This window comes from Streptomyces sp. NPDC033136 (genome assembly GCF_055578235.1).
Genome location: NZ_JBVIPD010000008.1, coordinates 34,667 through 52,227 on the forward strand (window position 1 = coordinate 34,667; position 17,561 = coordinate 52,227).

The 17,561-nt window shown below is 70.1% G+C and carries 14 protein-coding genes, 1 tRNA gene and 1 pseudogene; 11 read left to right on the top strand and 5 right to left on the bottom strand.

Annotated elements, in window-relative coordinates:
• Window positions 1-2 precede the first annotated feature (2 nt).
• Both ACZ5TL_RS17045 and ACZ5TL_RS17050 read right to left on the bottom strand, forming a co-directional pair.
• Window positions 3-293 carry a hypothetical protein gene (locus ACZ5TL_RS17045; RefSeq protein WP_468590567.1) on the bottom strand — a complete coding sequence of 97 codons (291 nt, stop codon included), beginning with the start codon at window positions 291-293 and terminating at the stop codon, window positions 3-5.
• Window positions 290-733, bottom strand: a complete 444-nt coding sequence (locus ACZ5TL_RS17050) for a hypothetical protein (protein ID WP_468590568.1) — start codon at window positions 731-733, stop codon at window positions 290-292. Before ACZ5TL_RS17050 ends, ACZ5TL_RS17045 begins: the two co-directional genes overlap by 4 nt.
• A gap of 561 nt (window positions 734-1,294) precedes the next feature.
• Here ACZ5TL_RS17050 and ACZ5TL_RS17055 point away from each other — a divergent pair.
• From ACZ5TL_RS17055 to ACZ5TL_RS17070, 4 genes are all read left to right on the top strand, one after another.
• Entirely contained in the window at window positions 1,295-2,152 is an 858-nt protein-coding gene (locus ACZ5TL_RS17055) for a transglycosylase SLT domain-containing protein (protein ID WP_468590569.1), read from the top strand.
• A gap of 21 nt (window positions 2,153-2,173) precedes the next feature.
• On the top strand, window positions 2,174-3,028 hold the full coding sequence (locus ACZ5TL_RS17060; RefSeq protein WP_468590570.1) for a hypothetical protein: 855 nt from the start codon (window positions 2,174-2,176) through the stop codon (window positions 3,026-3,028).
• A gap of 136 nt (window positions 3,029-3,164) precedes the next feature.
• A complete protein-coding gene (locus ACZ5TL_RS17065; RefSeq protein ID WP_468590572.1) occupies window positions 3,165-3,710 on the top strand; it encodes a sigma-70 family RNA polymerase sigma factor in 546 nt (181 codons plus the stop codon).
• Between the two features lie 145 nt (window positions 3,711-3,855).
• Complete coding sequence (locus ACZ5TL_RS17070) at window positions 3,856-5,076, top strand: alpha/beta hydrolase (protein WP_468590574.1); 1,221 nt, start codon at window positions 3,856-3,858, stop codon at window positions 5,074-5,076.
• Between the two features lie 129 nt (window positions 5,077-5,205).
• On the opposite strand, the gene ACZ5TL_RS17075 is transcribed toward ACZ5TL_RS17070, so the two are convergent.
• Both ACZ5TL_RS17075 and ACZ5TL_RS17080 read right to left on the bottom strand, forming a co-directional pair.
• Window positions 5,206-5,670, bottom strand: coding sequence for a hypothetical protein (locus ACZ5TL_RS17075; RefSeq protein ID WP_468590575.1), 465 nt, complete (start codon window positions 5,668-5,670; stop codon window positions 5,206-5,208).
• A gap of 316 nt (window positions 5,671-5,986) precedes the next feature.
• Window positions 5,987-7,234 carry an alpha/beta hydrolase gene (locus tag ACZ5TL_RS17080; RefSeq protein ID WP_468590576.1) on the bottom strand — a complete coding sequence of 416 codons (1,248 nt, stop codon included), beginning with the start codon at window positions 7,232-7,234 and terminating at the stop codon, window positions 5,987-5,989.
• Window positions 7,235-7,563: 329 nt separating this feature from the next.
• On the opposite strand from ACZ5TL_RS17080, the gene ACZ5TL_RS17085 reads away from it, so the two are divergent.
• The 7 genes and pseudogenes from ACZ5TL_RS17085 to ACZ5TL_RS17115 all read left to right on the top strand — a co-directional run bounded on the left by ACZ5TL_RS17085 (window position 7,564) and on the right by ACZ5TL_RS17115 (window position 16,955).
• A complete protein-coding gene (locus ACZ5TL_RS17085) occupies window positions 7,564-8,904 on the top strand; it encodes a ferredoxin reductase family protein (RefSeq protein ID WP_468590577.1) in 1,341 nt (446 codons plus the stop codon).
• A gap of 500 nt (window positions 8,905-9,404) precedes the next feature.
• Window positions 9,405-9,539: pseudogene (locus tag ACZ5TL_RS17090) on the top strand (IS481 family transposase); the annotation flags it as partial.
• 1,127 nt (window positions 9,540-10,666) lie between these two features.
• Window positions 10,667-11,671, top strand: coding sequence for an ABC transporter substrate-binding protein (locus ACZ5TL_RS17095; protein ID WP_468590579.1), 1,005 nt, complete (start codon window positions 10,667-10,669; stop codon window positions 11,669-11,671).
• A gap of 95 nt (window positions 11,672-11,766) precedes the next feature.
• Window positions 11,767-13,305 (top strand): sugar ABC transporter ATP-binding protein, encoded by a 1,539-nt coding sequence (locus tag ACZ5TL_RS17100; protein ID WP_468590580.1) that lies wholly within the window; start codon window positions 11,767-11,769, stop codon window positions 13,303-13,305.
• Window positions 13,302-14,396 (top strand): ABC transporter permease, encoded by a 1,095-nt coding sequence (locus tag ACZ5TL_RS17105; protein WP_468590581.1) that lies wholly within the window; start codon window positions 13,302-13,304, stop codon window positions 14,394-14,396. Before ACZ5TL_RS17100 ends, ACZ5TL_RS17105 begins: the two co-directional genes overlap by 4 nt.
• Window positions 14,393-15,424: a galactofuranose ABC transporter, permease protein YjfF gene (yjfF, locus tag ACZ5TL_RS17110; protein WP_468590582.1), complete on the top strand. Its 1,032-nt coding sequence runs from the start codon at window positions 14,393-14,395 to the stop codon at window positions 15,422-15,424. The genes ACZ5TL_RS17105 and yjfF overlap by 4 nt, the downstream gene beginning before the upstream one ends.
• A 100-nt stretch (window positions 15,425-15,524) precedes the next feature.
• Window positions 15,525-16,955, top strand: a complete 1,431-nt coding sequence (locus ACZ5TL_RS17115) for a glycoside hydrolase family 43 protein (protein WP_468590583.1) — start codon at window positions 15,525-15,527, stop codon at window positions 16,953-16,955.
• A gap of 309 nt (window positions 16,956-17,264) precedes the next feature.
• On the opposite strand, the gene ACZ5TL_RS17120 is transcribed toward ACZ5TL_RS17115, so the two are convergent.
• Window positions 17,265-17,337, bottom strand: a tRNA-Arg gene (locus tag ACZ5TL_RS17120).
• Between the last annotated feature and the right edge of the window lie 224 nt (window positions 17,338-17,561).

Below are 17,561 nucleotides of genomic sequence, written 5' to 3' on the forward strand. Positions count from 1 at the left end.
CCTCAGTGGAGGGACAGGTCGCCGAGGAACGCGACGATCGGACCGGCCGTCGTGGCGAGCAGGCAGGCGAGGGTGACGAAGAAGAAGCCGCGGAAGTACGTGCCGCCCTCCCCCGGTTCGCCGCGGCGCAGCTGGATCGCCATCTGCATGCCGACGATGAGCAGCCCGGCCACTCCCGCGGCCGAGGCGCACCAGGCGAGGACGCCGAGGATGGCGCCCGCGTCGGGGGTCGGGTTGTACGCGGCGAGCCGACCGCCGGCAGGGAGAGCGAGGCCCACGAGAGGGGAGGTCATGACTCGGTTCCTTCGCCGTCGACGCCCACCAGGTCGGCGAGCGCGCTGAGTTGCCGGGGGAGGTACGTGGGCTGACCGCCCATGCGCCAGGCGGGGATCCACGGCACCCGCTGCACATGGGTGGCCGAGCGGACGACCCGGATGCGGCGCAGCAGGCCGAGCGGGAGCCGCCCGGGGGCGTCGGCGACGAGGACGACACCCAGCAGGTCGATCCCCTGCGGAGCCTTGCCGTCCCTCAGCGCGCCCAACGCCCGCGACACGGCGCGCAGTCCGCGCGCACTCGTCCGGCCGACCAGCATGATCCGGCACGGCTCGCCCCGAGCGGGCTCCGGCCAGCGTGCCCCCACGTCGACCCCGCCGAGAGCCTCGGCGAGCGAGGTGGCGCCGGCCCCGCCGTGGGTCTTGACCCACCCGATCTCGTCCCGCGACGTCCCACGCACCGGCGTACGCCGCCTCGGCTCATCCCAGGGGGCCGTGCCGCCGGAGGCCGGGGAGGCCCTGCGGGGGGAGACAGCTGCGCCTCTGCGGGCGACGGGGGCCGGCGCAGGGCGGCGGTGTCCGGTCCCAGGACCCGGGCGGGGCGTCGTGGTGGGGGCGGGGGGCCTGGCGGGGCCCGGAGCCGTCATGGGAGCGGGCGCCCGGGCGGGGCCCGGAGTCGTCGTGGGGGCGTGGCTCGCCGTGGGGACCGGGCCCTTCCCTGCGCTCGGAGCGGTGCTCGTACCGGGGGTGCCGCCTCCGGGGGTACCGCCACCGGAGGCCGTCGGCCGCGCGGCCTTCGGCCCCCGGACCCATGACCGCGGGCTCGACGGCGTCGCCTCAGGAGTGCCCATGTGCGATCAACCCCCCTTCTCCGCTCGCGCTTCGGCTGCTCTGGCTCATCTGATATCCACGGGTTTGAACTGAATTGCGCCGGGGCCCGTTTCGATCTCCCGAGCCCGCCGACAGCACAACGGGCCGTCCAGCCGTCGCGGTTCAAGGGGAGAGGAAGAAGGCAGACACGCATGAGCGCGGGCACGGGAGAGAGCGGGGAGGGCGGAACCTCCACCGCCGTCAGGAACACCATCGCCGCCGGCACCGGCTGCGGCTGCCTGCTGTCGCCGCTCGCCCTGCTCGGCGCCCTGGTCGTGATCATCATCATCGGAGGGTTCGGGGTCCTGCTGGCCCCGCTCATCGCGTTGATCCTGCTGTTCTCGGGCGGTGGCGGAGACGGTTCCGCCGGTGCGGACGACGCGGACGAGGTGATCGCCGTCTTCAACGGCGACGGCAGGGGCGAGCTGGACACCTCGACGGTGCCGGAGGGCCTGGCGGACCCCATCGAGGAGGCCGGTGACCTGTGCGAGGCGATCGGCCCGGTCGTCATCGCCTCGCAGATCGAGCGGGAGTCCGGCTTCAACGAGGAACTGGTCGGCGAGAACGGCGAGGAGGGCATCTCCCAGCTGCCGCCCGCCGTCTTCGAGGAGTACGGCGAGGACGACGACGACAACGACGAGACCTCGGCGTTCGACGCGGAGGACTCGATCATGGCGCAGGGCCGCTACCTGTGCGACCTCGCCGAAGAGGCCCAGCGGATGATCGACGCGAACGAGGCCACCGGCAGCGTCCTGGACGTCGCCCTGGCCGGCTACCACGTGGGGATGGACGCCGTACGCGCGGCCGAGGGGGTGCCACAGACGAACGAGGCGCAGGGCTACGTCCTCGCCATCCGCGCCCAGTTCGCCAAGTACGAGGGCGTGGCCGCCCCGCCTCCCGGCTCCACCCCGGGCGTCACCCCCGGAGCGGACCCGAACCCCACGGGCTCCCCCTCCCCCTCCCCCTCCCCCTCCGCATCCCCGTCCGCATCCGCCGCTTCCGGCGCTTGAACATCAGGAGGACTCGCCGTCATGGCCCACTTCACGGTGCGCATCCCGGGTGAGGGGCTCGCCGAGATCAACGGAGTGCGTCTGGTCCCCGAGCCGGGCCAGTCCATGCACGAGGCCGTACTGGACCGCTTGCAGCAGTACGCGCAGGAGCGCGCCGCAGCGGTCGAGGCCACGGTGAACGACGGCCCCGGAGCGGCCCACTTCGTCCTTCAGGTGGCACCCGACGGCTCCAGCCGCCTCCTCGACCCGATGGAGGAGACGGAGCCGCCGGACCGCGCCCCCGAACCGACGCCGCTACCCACCCCCGCTCTCATCCCCGACCCCACCCCCGCTCCCACTCCCGCCTCGGCCCTCGCCACAGCGGTCGCCCGGGCCCGAGCCGCCGCGACGGCACCCCCCGCACCGCCCCCGCCCTCCCCGCCGTCCCGCCCCCTCCCGCCGCAACTCGCGGAGCGGATAGCGCACATCAACGCGCTGGCGACCGCGGACCGGCTGGAGGAAGCGTCCGCAGAGGCGACCGCCCTGCGCGAGGCGCTGACGCGCTCGGCGGGCACGGAGCACCCGGACGCACTCGAGGCACGGGCCATGGAGGCGTACCTGGCGCACCTGCGCGGGGACCACAGGGAGGCCACGGTGCTGGCCCTGTCGGTGGCCCGCATCCTGTGCGGGGCCGGCGACCCACAGGCGCCGGCGGCGGTGGCACGGGCGGCGGCCGCGTGGCAGCGGCTGGAGGACGACAGGGCGGCGGAGATCCACGGCAACGAACTGCTGCACATGTGGAACAGGCTGCACGGCGGCGGGCGCCTCTCTCCGGCGGACGAACAACTGGCCCACCAGGTCCGCGCCCAGGTGGAGGCGCTGTCGGCCTACGTGTGAGGGGGCGGGCGTTGTACGAGCCGTGGATCGAGCGTCAAACGAACGTGGAACACCCCTGACCACACTCCGTTCCTCCGGAGGCTCCGGTTCCAGTCGCCACGGCTGGACGGGCCACCCCAAGGAGCAGGAGCACACCATGAACGTGACGGTGATCGGGTCGGCCAGCGCGGTGTCCCCCCAGGAACGGGCGCTGAGGGACCTCTACCTGGAGCACGGCCCGGCCCTCTACTCGTACGTGCTGCGCATGCTGGGCGGGGACACCCACCGCACGGAGGACGTCATCCAGGAGACACTGCTGCGCTGCTGGAACAAGCAGACCCTGGCGGACGGCGAGGGAATGGCCGTACGCCCCTGGATGTTCCGCATCGCCCGCAACATCGTGATCGACGCACACCGTACGAAGATGGCCCGCCCGCAGGAGATAGGCGGCGCGAGCTGGCTGACCGAACTGGGCAGCGACGCCGACGACATCGAACGCATGCTGTCGTCGATCGTGCTGCACGACGCCCTCCGGGCCCTGACCCGCGCACACCGCGAGGTCCTGGAGGCCACCTTCTTCGCCGACCACACCACCCAACAGGCGGCCGCCGCCCTGGGCGTCCCCCAGGGCACGGTGAAGTCCCGCGTCTACTACGCCCTGCGCAGCCTCAGAACAGCCCTGGAGGAACGAGGCATGCACTGACCGCACCACGCGCCCGCCCACCCCGGGGACCGGCCCCTACGTACAGGGGCCGCCAGGTGGCGCACCTCATCATCCGGCCGAGCGGGGCACGGTGGTCCGGCGTTCGGCTCCCGCGCGGCCGAACAGCCACTATACAGTCGTCGGTGTGGACGGCGCGGTTTACCACTTCGGGCAGTACGAGTTGGACACCGACCGTCGTCGGCTCAGCCACGACGGACGGCAGGTCCACCTCGAACCTCAAGCCGTGGACCTGCTCTGCCACTTGGTCGAGCACCGCGACCGCGTCGTGTCCAGGAAGGAACTCGTCGACACGGTGGGCCGCGGGCGCGACGTCGGCGTCACCGCACTGTCCACATGGTTGCGCACCGTCCGCCTCGCGATCGGCGACGGCGAGACGGGCCGGCAGTCCATACGTACCGTGCGCGGACGCGGCTACCAGTTCGTCGCGCCGGCAGGAGTGGCCACCGCCACCACCACCGCGCCCGCCCCGCCCACCGGCCACGTCACCGGGGCGGCGGCGGAGGCGGACCACGAGGTCATCCGTTTCACCCGCTCCGCCGACGGCACCCGCATCGCGTACGCCCTCACCGGTGAGGGCCCGCCCCTGGTGAAGACCGCGAACTGGCTCACCCACCTCGACCTCGACCGGACCACCCCGATGTGGGCGCACTGGTTCGACGGCCCCGCCCGGAACCGGCAGCTCATCCGCTACGACGAGCGGGGTTGCGGCCTCTCCGAATGGAGCATGGGCAGCTTCACCCTCGACGACCTGGTCGAGGACCTCGACTCCGTCGTCGATGCCGTCGGCCTCGACCGCTTCCCCCTGCTCGGGGTGTCACAGGGCGGCGCGGTGGCGGTCGCCTACGCCGCCCGCCGCCCCGAGCGGGTCAGCCGGCTGATCCTCACCGCGGCCTACGCCCGCGGACAGCTGATCCGTGCCGGCGACGAAGCCGAGCGCGACGCCGCGGAGGTGGACCTGAACATCGCCCGCGCCGGGTGGCGCTCCCAGGACAGCAGCTTCCTGCGCTACTTCGCCTCGCAGTTCCTCGCCGACGCCACACCCGCGGAGTGGGACGCGTTCGCCGCCTACCAGCGGCAGACGACCTCACCCGCCAACGGCCTGCGCTTCCTGGAGGAGTTCGCCCGCATCGACGTCTCCGGCATCGCCCACCAGGTGACCTGCCCCACGCTGATCATCCACTCCCGGGACGACGCGCGCGTACCCGTCGCACAGGCCCTGGAACTGGCCGCGCTCATCCCCGACAGCCGGCTGGTCCTGCTCGAGAGCCGCAACCACCTGTTCACCGCCGACGACCCGGCCTGGCCCACCTTCCTCTCCCACCTCGACAACTTCCTCTCCGAGTAGCCCGGCGGACAGGCCGCCTCCTCGGGCCCGCGCGCCGACGCACAGGGCGAAGGGCTGCCCGGCTCGCGGCCGGGCAGCCCTTCGACGAGATCTTCAGCGGTCTCCGGCAGGATGCCGGGGCCGTCCCGGCTAGCCGATGACGATGTCGCAGTCGGCCGTCCCGCGGGCGACTATGGTGGCGAAGTCCGCCTGGATGAAGGGGTCGTACGCCTCCGCGGTGAGGGTGCGGGTCGACTTGCGGGGCACCCACTTCTTTCCGGTCGAGTGCCTGACGTCCGACGCGTCCCACGACAGGTCGCAGATCCAGTGGACGTTCCGGCCGGCCGGGCGCGGATTGGTCGCGTCGGCGTCGATCTCCCAGTTGCCGTCCGCCTTCACGGTGAACGTGATGTCGCCCCTCACACGGTGGCTGCTGTCGCTCGTCTTGAACATGACCGACTGGCCATCCGCCGCGACGTGCTTGGTGGTGGCGTTGGCGTGTGCGGGAACCGCTCCCAGCAGCAGGGAGCCCAGCCCGGCCCCCGAAGCGATCAGCAGCGCCAGCCCCCGCCGCGTCCGGATCAGGCCGGACGTCCTGGTGTTGTCGACTCGCATCCTCTGTCCTTCTCTCTTGTCACTTGTCACTTGTCACTTGTCTCTCGGGTCTCGTGTCTCGTCCGAGAGGTGAACCCCGGGCCGGGAGCGATGTCCGTACGACCGCACCCGGCCCGGCACCGCTCCAGCATCGGGTCCACCACCGGGCCGGAGCTTGGTGGAACTCTGAGGCTTTCCTGAGGGGGAGCTGAGGACGCCGCCCCACGCAGAGCGCCGCGACAAGGAGACAGCGGCCGGAACCCGAAGTCCGGCCGGAGCCGCCGACGACCCCGGCCACGGCCGTGCTCCCGGCGCTACCGGCAGTCGGCCGCCGAGGTCACTCGGACAGAAAGGCGTCGATGTGGGACAGGAACTCGTCCCAGGCCGGCTCGTACGCGGTGAACAGGTGATTGCGGCTCTTGAGCAGGACCAGCCGGCTGTCGGGAATGAGCGCGGCCAGCTCACCGGCCTGCGAGACCGGCACACGTTCGTCGTCGCGGGAGTGGATGATCAACGTCGGACACCGCACCCGGTGGGCGATGCCGGAGACGTCGATGCGGGCGAACTGCTCCAGGAAGCGCAGGCCGTTGGCGGGTGAGGTCGTCTGCCGCTGGAAGGCGGTGAACTCGTCCCAGTCCTCCGGAGTGCCCTCGGGCAGGAACTGGGAGGCGAAGACCCGCAGGAATCTGGGGTCCTGGTCCCGCCACCCCACCCGGGCCAGATCCAGGTCGAGGGCCGCGTCCTCGCGCTCGGCCTTGTCCCGCGCCCGCACCTGCCGTCCGCGGGCATAGGCCCCGGCGAGGATCAGCCGGCTGACCCGCTCGGGACGGCGTACCGCATAGGCCACCGCCACCGCACCGCCCTGGGACACCCCGAGCAGAGGGAAACGGTCGAGCCCCACGGCCTCGACCACCGTGTCGAGATCGTCCACCCAGTCGTCGAACGTGAAGCCGGGCACGGCCCAGTCCGAGAGGCCGCAGCCGCGCGCGTCGTAGCGGATCAGCCGGCGGTTGCGGGCCAGCCCGCCCAGCCAGTGCGACCACACCGGGGTCATCCACTCCAGATCGAGGTGGGTCATCCAGTTGGCCGCCTTGAGCAAGGGCGGACCCGAGCCGACGGAGGCATGGGCGATGCGGGTGCCGTCACCGGCACGGCAGAACCGGATGGTCTGACATTCGGCGCCGCCCGGTCCACCGCCCGGTCCGCCGACCGCCACCGGCGCCACGCCGGCCCTGTGCTCGGAGCCGGCGGACGGGCCGGCCCCGACAACCGTGGCCGGGGCCACGAACTGGTATCCCCGCCGGTGGACGGTACGAATCAGTTCCTGCCGGCTGCCGGTGTCACCCAGGGCCCGGCGCGCGGTCCGCAGCGCCGTGGTGAGCGCGGCCTCACTGACGAAGCGGTCCCCCCACACCTCGTCGAGCAACTCGCTCTTCGGCACGACCCGGTCGCGGTGCTCGAACAGATGACACAGCAGATCCAGCGCCCGGGGCTCGACGTGGACCGGCTCGCCACCGGCCCGGCGGAGCTCGTGCCGAGCCATGTCCAGCTCGTACTCCCCGAAGCGATACGTGTCCCCCTCCACTGTCGCAGCGTACAACTCTCGTTTATCGCCGTACACATGGACGATTCCACGGGCACGCGTACGTGGGCATCGCGGCCGTGCTCGCTGATCCCGTCTGCGGGCGGTTCGATCGGACGCGCTGGTCCCCAACCACGCAAACCACCGCGGAACCCCAAGCCGCCGAACGCACCAAAAGCCGGTCAGATCGGATGGTTCCGGCGTGAACGGATCGGATCCGCGCGCCGTATCCTTACCCGATCGAGGTGCGCATCCGGCCGCGTTCCTTGGTCCTGGCGGGGTCTGTACACACAGGCCGCGAGTACTGCGGTCACGGGGGATGAGAGGCAACCATGACGGCGGCGAGCAACACGGTGCGCAGGGGCACCGTACTTCCGGTGGACGCGGCGCGCTGGGCGATGTGGACGTTCGTCATCGCCAACGTGGTGATCGTCGAGGCGCTGTTCCTCAGCGCTGGTTCGGGCAAGAACGGGGTGCTCACGGTCGCCAAGTTCTTCGGAGTGCACGCAGCCCTGCTGATGCTGTTCCAACTGCTGCTGGTGGCCCGGCTGCCGTGGCTGGACCGCCGCATCGGGATGGACCGGCTCACGGTGTGGCACCGCTGGGTCGGCTTCTTGCTGCTGTGGACCGTCCTCACCCACGCCACACTGGTGGTGCTCGGCTACGCGACACTCGACGACGCGTCCATGGGGAAGACGTTCGTCGCGCTGAGCGGCGTGCCGGCCTCCCTGCTGGGCATACTCGCCGCGGCCGTCATCGTCGTGATCGCCGTGATCTCCACCCGGCCCATGCGGCGGCGACTGCGGTACGAGGTCTGGCACGGCCTGCACCTGCTGCTCTACGTGGCCCTGGGCCTGTCGTTCGTCCACCAGCTGCAGGAGACCACGACGTTCACGTCCTCCGCGTTCGCCACGGCCTACTGGTGGATCCTGTGGCTGTTCGCCTTCGGCGCCCTGCTGATAGGGCGTGTCGCCATGCCGCTGTGGCGCAACGCCTACCACCGGTTCCGCGTCACGGCAGTGGTACCGGAGTCGGACAACGTGGTCTCCGTGTATGTCACCGGCCGGCACCTCGACAAACTCCCCGCCCGGGCCGGCCAGTTCTGCATCTGGCGGTTCCCCGGGCACAACCACTGGTGGCTGGCCAACCCCTTCTCCCTGTCGGCGGCGCCGGGCGGACAAGGACTGCGCCTGACGGCGAAGGCGGCGGGCAGCACCAGCGCCGGCCTGCGGAACGTCCCGGTCGGCAGCCGCGCCTTCGTCGAGGGACCGTACGGGGCGTTCACCTCGCTGCACCGGACCCGGCCCGGCACCCTGCTGATCGCCGGCGGCGTGGGGATCACGCCCGTGCGGGCCATGCTGGAGGAGCAGACGACGGGCGACGTCGTCGTGCTGTACCGGGTACGCAGCGAAGCCGACGCCGTGCTGCTGAACGAGGTGCGCCAGCTTGTCGCGCTCCGCGGCGGACGGCTGCACCTGCTCACCGGCAGAACCGGCGAGGGCGACGCCCCGCCGTTCGGCCCGAGCAGCCTGCACCGGCTGGTCCCCGACATCACCGAACGCGACGTGTACGTCTGCGGCCCGCCCGCCATGACCACGGCCGTGCTCTCCGGCCTACGAGACCTGCGGGTCCCCGCACGACAGGTGCACGCCGAGAGGTTCGGCCTGGCCTGAACCGGAAAGGGGAGAGGGTCCCTAAGGAAGGAACCCCAGGTCAGCAGCGTAACGACGCCGCCATATGGGAGCCCTTGAAGCGACGACGGTCAGAAGAGGTCGGACTCGGTGGACTCGACGGCTCCCCGCATGCGGCGCTCGCCGGCTTCTCCGCCGACGGCTACGCACCCCACGCCGAGGACCTGCGACCCCCGGGGGCGAATCCTTGATCGGGGCTGCTGGCTCATGCCGGGTGGTGCCGTCCTCGCAGGTCGAAGCCGGCCGGCATGATTCTCGATCCCGCTCATGGCGGGTGGTCTCCGCCATCCGCTCACGCATCGCCCACAGCGCACGAGCCGCCCCTGCGGGCAGTCGCAGCCCGCCTCATGGGGCCGCCGTTCTTCTCCGGCACGGTGATCACCGCGGACACAGTGTTCCTGCTGGACCACGACCACCGGTCGCTGGGAGGACGGTGGTCACGCACGAGCCGACGGGCGGGGGCCCGGATGGCGTCCCGTGTCCTGGACCGGCCCACCGGCCAGGTCGTCCGCCGCTGCGAACGCGACCGGCCCGGCGAACTGGTCCACGCCGACGGCAAGAAGCTCGGCCGGATTTCCGACGGCGGCGGGCACAAGGCGCTGGGCCGCCAGGCTGGCCGGGCCACACGCAGCGGCATGGGCTTCGACTTCATCCAGCCTGCGCCCGATGCCCAGCTCCTCAGGTGCGCACCGTGCGATGAGGGGCGCCGCCCCAAGCCGAGCCGTGCCGTGGTCCGGGCGCGAGGCGTCCGGCGTTCGCGATCCCGTCCCGTGGGCGGTAGCAGGCAGGGACAGGTCGCACGGACCGCGGCGCTGCCGGATCTGTCGCCGTCATAACGGTGCCCTCATTTCGTGGCTCCGACCCGGACCAGCGTGCAAGGAGGGACCGTCAGCGGGGTCGATCGTCCGGGATGTCGTACGCAGTTCGGTACTTCGTTCGGTGTTCGAAAGTATGGGCATGTCGGCCGAGCGTCAATATCCCTGCCGAAGAAGGCACCTTCGCGCCGGGCGGCCAGCAGGCAGTCCGCCTCGCCCGCTGCCCCGCGTTACCCAAACGTGATGGCCTGCTTCTGGCGCAACCTCTTGACCAGGGGGGACGGTGGGCGCTCATATGACCTCCCCATCACTGACCACTTGAGGGAGGTACGGCCGTGGCACATCCGGCGCACAGCAGCACTTCCCTGACAGGTTGCGGCCAACGATTACCGAACCTCTCCTTGCGAAAGCCGGGCGAAGTGAGCGCCCGTACTCCCTGCGACGCCGCCGGTTCAGGGTTCGCGCCCCGGAGCCGGAGTTCTCGACACCCCTGCTGAGCGCGGTCCGCCAGTGCCTCTTCGCAGTGGCGGAGTGAAGCCGCGCCCTGCTCCTGAAGCCGTCGAGGAGTGGAACGAGGGCGCGGCCCGACCGGAGCGCCTCCGGTCGTCATCGAGCCCGGACCCGTCGCCCGCGTCGGCCGGGCGACATCAGCGCCACGACCACTTCGCCGGCCCCTCCCTGATCCCGCCCTGCCCGCCGATCCGCTCCTCCGGTGCCGAGCGACTCGCCGGCTCCCCGCCCTCTGCGTCCGGCCGTTCCCGGCCGCACTCCACCCTGACCATCCTCTGACGGCACGCGCCACGCATGTTCAATATTTCGAACGTCGGTCGGCCCGCAGAACGGCATCACTTCCCTGGTTTCCGACGGAACGTCAGAAGCCGCAGCAACCGAGTCCCGTCCCCGGGCCGGCTCAACGAAGGAGATCAAGCATGCTCAGCAGAAGAAACTTCCTCACCGCCGCGGTCGGTGTGGCGGCTGCGACCGGACTCGCGGCCTGCGCCAAGGAGGACGGCACCTCTTCCGCCTCCGCCGGCAGCGGCAGCAAGGCGATCACCCTCGGCTTCTCCCAGGTCGGCTCGGAGAGCGGCTGGCGCACCGCCAACAGCGACTCGGTGAAGTCGGCCGCGAAAGAGGCGGGTTACACCCTCAAGTTCTCCGACGCCCAGCAGAAGCAGGAGAACCAGATCTCCGCGATCCGCAACTACATCGCGCAGAAGGTCGACGTCATCGCCTTCTCGCCGGTGGTCGTCACCGGCTGGGACGCGGTGCTCAAGGAGGCCAAGGCCGCGAAGATCCCGGTGGTCCTCACCGACCGCTCCGTCGAGACCTCCGACGACTCCCTGTACGTGACCCTGGTGGGCTCCGACTTCACGGACGAGGGCCGGCGCGCCGCCAAGATCCTGGAGAAGGTCCTGGAGAAGGCAGGTCACAAGGGCGCCGTGAAGATCGCCCAGCTGGAGGGCACCACCGGCGCCGCCCCCGCGATCGAGCGCGCCAAGGGCTTCAAGGAGGTCATGGACGCGGACCACGCGGACGACTGGAAGGTCGTCGTCAGCCAGACCGGTGACTTCACCCGGGCCGGCGGCAAGCAGGTCATGGCGGCCTTCCTCCAGTCCAACCCGGACATCAACGTGCTCTTCGCGCACAACGACGACATGGCCATCGGCGCCATCCAGTCCATCGAGGCGGCCGGCAAGAAGCCCGGCAAGGACATCCTCATCGTCTCCATCGACGGCGTGAAGGACGGCTTCGTCGCCATGTCCGAGGGCAAGATCAACGCCATCGTCGAATGCAACCCGCTGCTCGGCCCGCAGCTGATGGAGGTCGTGAAGAAGGTCAAGGACGGCGAGACGGTCGAACGCTGGATCAAGACCAAGGAGAGCGACTTCATGCAGGACCAGGCCAAGGACGCGCTCCCCACTCGCAAGTACTGACCGACCGTCCCCACCGGCAGGGAGCCTCCGGCCGGCCGACATCCCTCGGCCGGGGGGCTCCCTGCGGACCTGGACCATTCACGAGGAGCGCTGCCATGGCAGAGCCGCAGCCCGTCCTGGAGATGACGGGCATAGTCAAAGAGTTTCCGGGGGTACGGGCTCTGTCGGGCGTCGACTTCCGGCTCTTCCCCGGTGAGATCCACGCCTTGATGGGCGAGAACGGTGCGGGGAAGTCCACTCTCATCAAGGTGCTGACGGGCGTCTACTCCCTGGACGGCGGCACAGTCACCCTGGACGGCGAGTCGGTACGGTTCGGCAGCCCGCTGCAGGCGCAGCAGGCCGGCATCAGCACGGTCTACCAGGAGGTCAACCTCTGCCCCAACCTGTCGGTGGCGGAGAACATCTTCATCGGACGCGAACCCACCCGCGCCGGCCGCATCCAGTGGAAGCGGATGCGCGAGGAGGCGGCGGAGCTGGTCGACCGGCTCGGACTCGACATCGACGTCGCCGCGCCGCTGTCCTCGTACCCGCTGGCCGTGCAGCAACTGGTCGCGATCGTACGGTCGGTGGGCACCGGGGGCCGTGACGCCGCGGGGTCCGGCACCAAGGTGCTGGTCCTCGACGAGCCGACCTCCAGCCTCGACCGCGACGAGGTCCTCGAACTCTTCCGCCTCATGCGGCAGTTGAGGGACGAGGGCGTCGCGATCCTGTTCGTGTCGCACTTCCTCGACCAGATCTACGAGGTCTGCGACCGGATGACCATCCTGCGCAACGGCACCCTGGTCGGCGAGCACCTGGTCCGCGACCTCGACCAGGTCGGGCTGATCGAGCTGATGATCGGCAAGGCCCTCGACCAGCTCGAGGAACTGCACGAGCACCAGTCGCACTCCGGCGTCGGCGAGACGCTGGTCAAGGCCGAAGGGCTCGGCCGCACCGGGGGCATCGCCCCCTTCGACCTGGAGATCAAGAAGGGTGAGGTGCTCGGACTCGCCGGTCTGCTGGGATCGGGCCGCACCGAGCTCGCGCGGCTGCTGTTCGGAGCCGACCAGCCCGACAGCGGCAAGGTGACCATCGGCGGCAAGCAGGTCTCGATGAGCGCCCCGAACGACGCCATCGCGGCCGGCGTGGCGTTCTGCTCGGAGAACCGCAAGAGCGAGGGCCTGGTCCCCGACCTGACGGTGCGCGAGAACATCGTCCTCGCTCTCCAGGCGGCCCGCGGCTGGACCCGGCCCATCCCGGCCTCCCAGCGTGACGCACTCGTCGCCTCGTACATCAAGGCGCTGGACATCCGCCCCGCCGACCCGGAGGCCCGCGTGGGCCGGCTCAGCGGCGGCAACCAGCAGAAGGTACTGCTCGCCCGCTGGCTGATCACCCAGCCGAAGCTGCTGATCCTTGACGAGCCGACGCGCGGCATCGACATCGGTGCCAAGACGGAGATCCAGAAACTGGTGGTGTCCCTCTCCGAGGACGGTATGTCGGTGCTGTACATCGCGGCCGAACTGGAGGAGGTGCTCCGGCTCAGCCACACCATCGGAGTGCTGCGCGACCGCCGGCTGGTGGCGCGGCTGACCAACGGGCCGGAGATCACCACCAGCAAGATCCTCGAGACCATCGCGAGCGGAGAACACCAGTGACCACCACCTCCCGCTGGCGAGCACTGACCCATCACCACCTGTTCTGGCCGGTCGCGGTCCTGATCGCCCTGCTGCTCGTCAACGTCCCCTTCACGCCCGACTTCTTCTCGATCAGGATGACGGACGGCCACCTCTACGGCAGCCTCGTCTCCATCGTGCTGTTCGGCTCACCGCTGATCCTGGTCGCGGTCGGCATGACCCTGGTCATCGCCACCGGCGGCATCGATCTCTCCGTCGGTGCCGTGGTCGCCATCACCGGCGCCCTGACCTGTTCGTACATCAGCGACCAGGCCGACCAGAACACCTTGTCCGCGGTGTTCCTGGCGATGGGCATCGGGCTGGTGGCCGCGGTCGTCTGCGGTCTGTGGAACGGCTTCCTGGTGGCCAGGATGGGAATCCAGCCCATCATCGCGACCCTCATCATCATGGTCGCGGGCCGAGGTGTCGCCCAGCTGATCACCGACGGCCAGATCATCACCGTCAACAGCGAGCCGTACAAACTGATCGGCGGCGGCTACTGGCTGACCCTGCCCTTCTCCGTCTTCGTGGTGGCGGCGGTGGTGGCCGTCACAGTGGCGCTGACCCGCCGCACGGCGCTCGGCCTGCTGGTCGAGTCGGTCGGCGGCAACGCCGAGGCCAGCCGCCTGGTCGGCATCAGGTCCACCCGCATCAAGATCATGGTCTACATGTTCTGCGCGCTGTGCGCGGGCATCGCGGGCCTGATGATCAGCTCCAACACCTCGGCCGCGGACGGCAACAACGCCGGTCTGTGGATCGAACTCGACGCGATCCTCGCCGTGGTGATCGGCGGCACCTCGCTGCTCGGCGGCCGGTTCTCCATCGGCGGCACGGTGGTGGGCGCCCTCGTCATCCAGACCCTGACCACAACCATCTACACCATCGGCGTGCCGACCCAGACCAACCTGGTCTTCAAGGCCGCCGTCGTCATCGTCGTCTGCCTGCTGCAGTCCCCGAAGTTCAGGGCCAAGGTCTTCGGCGCGAAGGGCCCCAATGGCCCGCGCCGGGACGCCGCCCCGGTGGAGCCCGCTCCGGCGGCCGACGCCGCCCCGAAGATGGAGGTGTCGCGATGAGCGCGACCGCCCAGACCCCCAAGGCGGCTCCGAGCGGCAGTACCGCCCCCCGTGCCCGTGCCGCGCGCCTGCTCGGCGACCGGCGTCTGCCCGTCCTGGTCACGGCCGCCCTGTTCATCGCCATGTACGTCGGCGGCCTCAGCCGGTACCAGAACTACGGGTTCGGCGAACCCCAGGTGTTCCTCAACCTGTTCATCGACAACGGCTATCTGCTGGTCGCAGCCATCGGTGCCACCTTCGTCATCATGTCGGGCGGCATCGACCTGTCCGTGGGCTCGCTGATCGGCTTCACCACCATGTTCACGGCGTGGCTGGTGGAACGTCAGGGACTGCCGCTGCTCCTGGTCGTCCCCCTCGCACTGGCCGTCGGCGCCTTCGGCGGTTTCCTGATGGGCTATGTGATCCACAACTTCGAGATCCAGCCGTTCATCGTCACGCTCGCCGGGCTCTTCCTCTTCCGCGGACTGTGCCTGGTCATCAGCAAGGAGTCGATCTCCATCAGCGACGCCTCGGTGGGCACCCTGGCTCAGACGCGGGTGTCACTGGGCGTGGGGGACCTGTCGATCGGCGCCGTCGTGGCCCTGGTCGTCCTCGCCGTCGCCGCCTACGTGCTCCACTACACCCGCTTCGGACGCCGTGTGTACGCCATCGGCGGCAACGAGCAGTCGGCCCTGCTCATGGGCCTTCCGCTGGGCGGCACGAAGATCGCCGTGTACACGGTGAGCGGCTTCTGCTCGGCCCTGGCGGGTCTGCTGTTCATGCTGTACATCCAGTCGGGCGACCCGCTGCACGCCATCGGCATGGAGCTCGACGCCATCGCCGCCGTGGTCATCGGCGGCACCCTGCTGACCGGCGGTTCCGGGTATGTGCTGGGCACGCTCTTCGGGGTGCTGGTGCTCGGCCTGATCAAGAGCGTCATCACGTTCGAGGGGACGCTCAGCTCCTGGTGGACGAAGATCGCCACGGGTGTGCTGCTGTGCGCCTTCATCCTGATCCAGCGGACCATGACGTCACGCCGGAAGACCTGACGGGCGCTGCTGAGAGCCGCGACAGCGGCCAGTGATTCGACGCCGCCGACGCAGCGTCCACGGGGGCAACGGAAAGTCGGAGAAAGGACAGGAAACGCACATGCGCACGCTTCTCCCCAGGCTGTCGGCGATATTGCTGGCCGCCTGCCTCCTCTTCACAGGCCAGGCCCTGACCACACCTCAGCGGGCCGCCGCCGCCGACCCGGGCTACCTGATGACGCACTTCATCGGGGAGGGATCGACCGGTCAGCAGATCTACTTCTCGCACAGCACGGACGGCCTGAACTGGAGTGACCTCAACGGCGGCGGGATGACCCTGCGTTCCACGGTGGGAACTCGTGGTGTGCGCGACCCCGCACTGGTCAGAGCCCCCGGCGGTGACAAGTACTGGATCATCGCGACCGACCTGTGCATCGGCTGCGGGCAGTCATGGGGCGACTCCATGAACAACGGCAGCCGCAACCTCGTGGTGTGGGAGTCCACGGACCTGGTCACCTGGTCGCAGCCGCGGCTGCTCAATGTGGCCGGCGCGATCCCCGACGGGCGCAACGCCTGGGCGCCGGAAGCGATCTGGAACCCCGAGACCAACGACTACGTCCTGTACTGGGCGACGAACGCGACCCGGGGCGGCGTGCTCAAGCACCGCATCTACTACGCCCGCACCACCGACTTCCGCACCATCACCACCCCGCAGCTCTACATCGACCGACCCGGCACCCAGAACATCATCGACACCCAGATTGTCGAAGTGCCGTCCGGCGTCGGTGACTTCCGTTACGTACGGGCCTCCGGCGACGGCCAGATAACGCTCGAAGGCAGCAACTCGATCCTCGGTACGTGGACCGACCTCGGCAACCTCTCCGGCATCGGCCTGACCGGCTCCCAGGTCGAAGGCCCGATGTGGATGAAGTTCAGGGACCGCGACGAGTGGACCCTGTACCTCGACCAGTACGCCTCCGGACGCGGCTACATGCCGGTCACGACGACCACCCCCTCCGCCGCCGGCACCTACCGGCTCCCGGCGTCGGGAAGCTACAACCTGGGCGGGACGAAGAAGCGCCACGGCACGATCCTCAACCTGACGACCGCCGAGGAGAGCCGCGTGCTCGCACGCTGGGCCAACACCCCGGCCAAGCGGCTCCAGTCGTTCAACTTCCAGGACCGGTACGTCCGGCACGCCAACTTCGACGTGCGCATCGACCAGAACGTCACCGGCCCGGACGCCCAGTTCCGGCTGCGGCCCGGCCTGGCGGGCTCGGGCACCGTCTCCCTCGAGTCGGTCAACTTCCCCGGCCACTTCCTGCGGCACTCCAACTACGACTTCCAGCTGGCCTACAACGACGGCACCACCCGGTTCGCCGCGGACGCAACCTTCCGCCAGGTCGCCGGCCTCGCCGACCCGACATGGTCGTCCTTCCAGTCGTACAGCCACCCCGACCGGTACATCCGCCACTACGCCTACGAACTCCGCCTCGACCCGATCACCACCACGACGGCCCGCAGCGACGCCACCTTCCGCGTGACGAACTGACCCACGCCGACAGGCGATCCCATGAAGTGACGCGCCCACGCCTGCGCGAGGTCCCTCGGCCACGGCGGGGCCGCAGGCGGTTGTGTCTGCGGCCCCGCTCGGGTGTTGAGGGCAGGGCGGGTTGCCGTACCGGAGGCCGCGTCCGTTGGTGCCGACATGGACGCGGCCGTGGCTGCCGGGGCCGCCGGGGCTCTTCGACACACCAGGAATGCAGCACATGGTCAACGGCCGTGACCGTGTGGCACGACCGTGATCATGCGAAAGGGCCAGCTCGAGAGGATCAAGCCTCTGAACTGGCCCTTAGCTCTGTGCCCCCGGCAGGATTCGAACCTGCGACACCCGCTTTAGGAGAGCGGTGCTCTATCCCCTGAGCTACGAAGGCGGGGCTTGATCGAAACCTTGCACGGAACTCGGTGAAGTGTCCGTGGCCAGGTCTGTCTGTCAAGCCCTGAGCGTCCTGGGGGCGACCGCTGAGGCGTGGACAGGCTGGGCCTGGTGACATGCCGCAGCGCCCGCCGGGGCGCTCGATCCACAGGGTACCGGATCGGGGCTCGGGCGGGCGCTGGTGTGGGTGGGTCGGCGGTGGGGTGCTCAGGCGGTGGGGCT

Bases quoted from the DNA above. Each gene is read 5' to 3' on its own strand.
- ACZ5TL_RS17095 (WP_468590579.1), top strand. From the start codon at position 10,667: ATGCTCAGCAGAAGAAACTTCCTCACCGCCGCGGTCGGTGTGGCGGCT.
- ACZ5TL_RS17075 (WP_468590575.1), bottom strand. From the start codon at position 5,670: ATGCGAGTCGACAACACCAGGACGTCCGGCCTGATCCGGACGCGGCGG.
- ACZ5TL_RS17065 (WP_468590572.1), top strand. From the start codon at position 3,165: ATGAACGTGACGGTGATCGGGTCGGCCAGCGCGGTGTCCCCCCAGGAA.
- ACZ5TL_RS17055 (WP_468590569.1), top strand. From the start codon at position 1,295: ATGAGCGCGGGCACGGGAGAGAGCGGGGAGGGCGGAACCTCCACCGCC.
- ACZ5TL_RS17115 (WP_468590583.1), top strand. From the start codon at position 15,525: ATGCGCACGCTTCTCCCCAGGCTGTCGGCGATATTGCTGGCCGCCTGC.
- yjfF (WP_468590582.1), top strand. From the start codon at position 14,393: ATGAGCGCGACCGCCCAGACCCCCAAGGCGGCTCCGAGCGGCAGTACC.
- ACZ5TL_RS17085 (WP_468590577.1), top strand. From the start codon at position 7,564: ATGACGGCGGCGAGCAACACGGTGCGCAGGGGCACCGTACTTCCGGTG.
- ACZ5TL_RS17100 (WP_468590580.1), top strand. From the start codon at position 11,767: ATGGCAGAGCCGCAGCCCGTCCTGGAGATGACGGGCATAGTCAAAGAG.
- ACZ5TL_RS17045 (WP_468590567.1), bottom strand. From the start codon at position 293: ATGACCTCCCCTCTCGTGGGCCTCGCTCTCCCTGCCGGCGGTCGGCTC.
- ACZ5TL_RS17060 (WP_468590570.1), top strand. From the start codon at position 2,174: ATGGCCCACTTCACGGTGCGCATCCCGGGTGAGGGGCTCGCCGAGATC.